This is a genomic window from Desulfonatronospira sp. (assembly GCA_003563255.1).
Lineage (GTDB): Bacteria > Desulfobacterota > Desulfovibrionia > Desulfovibrionales > Desulfonatronovibrionaceae > Desulfonatronospira.
The window spans coordinates 1-3,363 of sequence record PWSL01000384.1; the positions used below are offsets into that span (position 1 = coordinate 1).

Below are 3,363 nucleotides of genomic sequence, written 5' to 3' on the forward strand. Positions count from 1 at the left end.
GCCTGCCCCGTAAAATTTCTTCCCATTTTACTGGGGTGGGCTAAAAACTCTTTTCTTATCTGGGTTGCGGGCAAAGCCCGCGTTAGTCTTTCATAAAATGACAAATTTTCATTTACATGTCTTTGAAAAAATATATAATTATTGATCATGCAGACTATAATAGACCAGCTGATAGCTGATTTTCATGAGCAGGAACTGCCGCGTATGACCCCAAAGCAGGCCAGGCTGCCCTGGCTTCCGGGTAAGATCGATACCGTGATCGGGATGCGCAGGTCCGGCAACACATGGTTTCTTTACATTTCGCGTCAAGCGCAAAGTGTAAAGATGATCTTTACATTTCGCGCTTGACGCGAAGTGTAAACTTGTCTTTTCTGCTGCAACCGGATAATATATAGCTCATGTCGTAACAGTTTAGCCATTTGCAGGTGGCACGGGGACTGGCTCTCCCAGTCCTTGTATTATAATGTCTGTTTTTTCCATCAACAAAAAACAAGGACTTGGGTGCCTGCCCCCTGCTTTCCCTTATCCATTCGTTAACCAGGAACAGTTCTTGGTTTCTCGTTCTTAGTTCTTCGTTAACCAAGAACGACGAAAACGACGAACCAAGAACGACGAACCAAGAACCGTTATGTATGTATACGAACTGAGCTTTGAGAATTCGCTGCTTAATAACCAGGTTCTGTTCAAGCCTGCTGCAAACAGGAACAGACTAAGCAGGTTTACAATTCTTCGCAGCGGTGACTATAAAGACAATCTTGAAGTTCTTCGTATTCTGGCCCTGGCCGGCAGTGGCTGCACTGCATATCTGCATGTTATGGACTTCCCTCTTCGCAGCCTGGTCAGGGAAAACAAAAATCTGAATATGCAGATTGTCTGGCAGGAGCATACTGCAGGTAACAAGACAATTTTTGAAAAGCTGCCGGGAATCAGTGGAGTCCGGATAGATCAGTCAGGAAAAGGAAAAAAAATTACTGCAAAGGCTATTGACAATCCGCTGAAATATCAGGTTTTGCCTATATACAAATGGAGCCTGCCTGCCAAACATATGCTGCTGGCATATGGCAACAGATTTAGTGAAGACCTGGTGGACACTGATCTTAATATTTCTGATCCATTCTATCAGCTCAAAAGGATCAGCAGCCTGTTCAATACCGGGAGCAAACTTACCTGCCCCATAGCTTTTCTAAGCGACCTCAGCTACCGAAGCATCAGGTTTGTTCGTTATATGCCCACTCAGATACTCAATGATCTGCTCGGCAACATGTCGCGATCCTTCAATATCGATATTTCCGGTCTGATGGAAAAAGGTGCTGATTTTAACAGATTCTGGAAAAGCATACCACTTGAGTTTAGAACACTTTTGCTGCCGGTCATTGATGCAGCCAGGCATTTGCATGATGCTCTGCCCAGCCATCCCAATCCTTTGCATTTTCCGGGAATAATGGTTCTGGACCGCCCGGATCTGTATTGCCAGGAGGATTATTTCCCGCAATGGACTATGATGCTCAGCCGGATTTTTCCTGCCATGCAGTTCATAATATCCCTGCCTTCAGTCACACAATACAGCCTCAGTTCAAAAATGTTGTCCAAGACTTTGCCAAGCTTTAAAAAGTATCGTAATCCTGCCAATAAGCAAAACAAAAGCAGAACTGGTGCGGACAAACTACCTTCAGGAACAGTTCTGCTCATAGATGTGGACAGCAGGCTGCCCAACCCTGCTCTCATGAAGATGGCCGGTTTCTATCGCCGGCAGGGATACCGGATAAAGCTGGCCAGAAAAACAGAGTATTACCGAGGTGCGGAAATGGTCTTTGCCAGCATTGTTTTCAATGTTGCGTCGTCACATAATCATTTGCAAAGATTGCGTACCTATTACGGATACAGCATTGAGTTCGGGGGCTCAGGCATTGATCTGCATAAACGTTTGCCGGATGAAATTGAAAATTTCCAGCCGGATTATGAGCTTTACCCTGAGCTTGGGGACAGGGCCATTGGCTTTTTGACCAGAGGCTGCCCATTTAAGTGCAGCTTTTGCATAGTGCCCATCAAGGAAGGCCGGCCCCGGCAGGTGGCCGATGTTGAGACTCTGGCCCGGGGGCGGGAAAAACTGATTCTTCTGGATGACAATATCCTGGCCTGCCCGGGCTCTCAAGAGCTGCTGGAAGAACTCAGCCGCAGAAAAATGCAGGTCAACTTTAATCAGACCTTGGACCTGAGCCTGATTAATGAAGAAAATGCCCGAATAATCAGATCCATTCAGTCCTGTAACGTGAGATTTACTCGCTCGGTGTATCATTTCAGTCTCAACGACAGCCATAATCTGGACAGGATCAGGGAAAAATATGCGCTTTTTAACTTTTCTTCCCGGGATAATGTTGAGTTCGTATGCATGTATGGTTTTGATACAACACTTGAGCAGGACCTGGAGCGCTTCAGGTTTTTGCGCTCCCTTCCGGGTGCGTATGTGTTTGTGCAGGAGTATCAGCCCATAATTTCAGGCCCCAAACCAATGCTTGATGATTACTTTGATGACCATGCCGACGAGTATATTGATGAGCTGTGCCGGATATGCTTTCCCCAGTGCATGAAGAGCATGGAAAAATACTTTCGCTGGCTGAGCAGAATGTATGCTGAAAAGTTTGGCAGGCTGCACATGCCTCTTGTGGATACCATTTTCAGGTACAACCAAAAATTCAGCCGCGGAAAATATATTGCCAGCCTTGCAGGCACCAGAGATATACTTAACTGAATGGGCGGACAATCATCTTTACATATCGCGCTTGACGCGAAGTGTAAAGCTCCGCAGGAACGCTTTCAGCGTTGTTTAACGGGGCAAGCCCAGTTAAACCCTGCTTTGCAGGAAATCTTTCGGATTTGTTTAATCACGCTATATGCGTGACAGGCAGGGTTTCAGGAGTAAGTCACCAGGCTTTTTCCGCGACCCTGCGCGGAAAAAGAGGCCCCTGCGGGGCATCATTCCTTTATTGTTCCCACGCTTTGTGTGGGAACATCTTCCGGACGCTCCTCGTCCACCAGTGATCCAGCACTCACTTTTGAATACTATTGTTTTATGGTATTTCTCCATTGCCAAAAGTGAGTGCTGGATCCAGATACGCTCCCACTCAGAGCGTGGGAGCGATAAAAGCTTCAGTGTTCTTCCGTATGTTCCGTGGGCAAAACCTCTTGGCTTTCTTTGAAAATGAAACAACATGTTGTTCTGAAATTTGTGCCAAGCGCCAAAAAACTCTTTTAATGTTCCCAGGCTGGAACCTGGGAACAAGAAAAGAAAAAATCCTTACTTTCATGTTTGTGTTAGTTGGGTAATAGGCAGTCCTACAGCTTAACTCCGTCAGCATATGAATA

2 protein-coding genes are annotated in these 3,363 nt (G+C 46.1%); both read left to right on the forward strand.

The window, feature by feature from the left end; translation table 11 throughout:
* Positions 1–147 precede the first annotated feature (147 nt).
* Positions 148–348: a hypothetical protein gene (locus tag QZP87_RS11190; protein ID WP_291323007.1), complete on the forward strand. Its 201-nt coding sequence runs from the start codon at positions 148–150 to the stop codon at positions 346–348.
* Between the two features lie 280 nt (positions 349–628).
* Positions 629–2,749 (forward strand): hypothetical protein, encoded by a 2,121-nt coding sequence (locus QZP87_RS11195; RefSeq protein ID WP_291323008.1) that lies wholly within the window; start codon positions 629–631, stop codon positions 2,747–2,749.
* Positions 2,750–3,363: the final 614 nt, after the last annotated feature.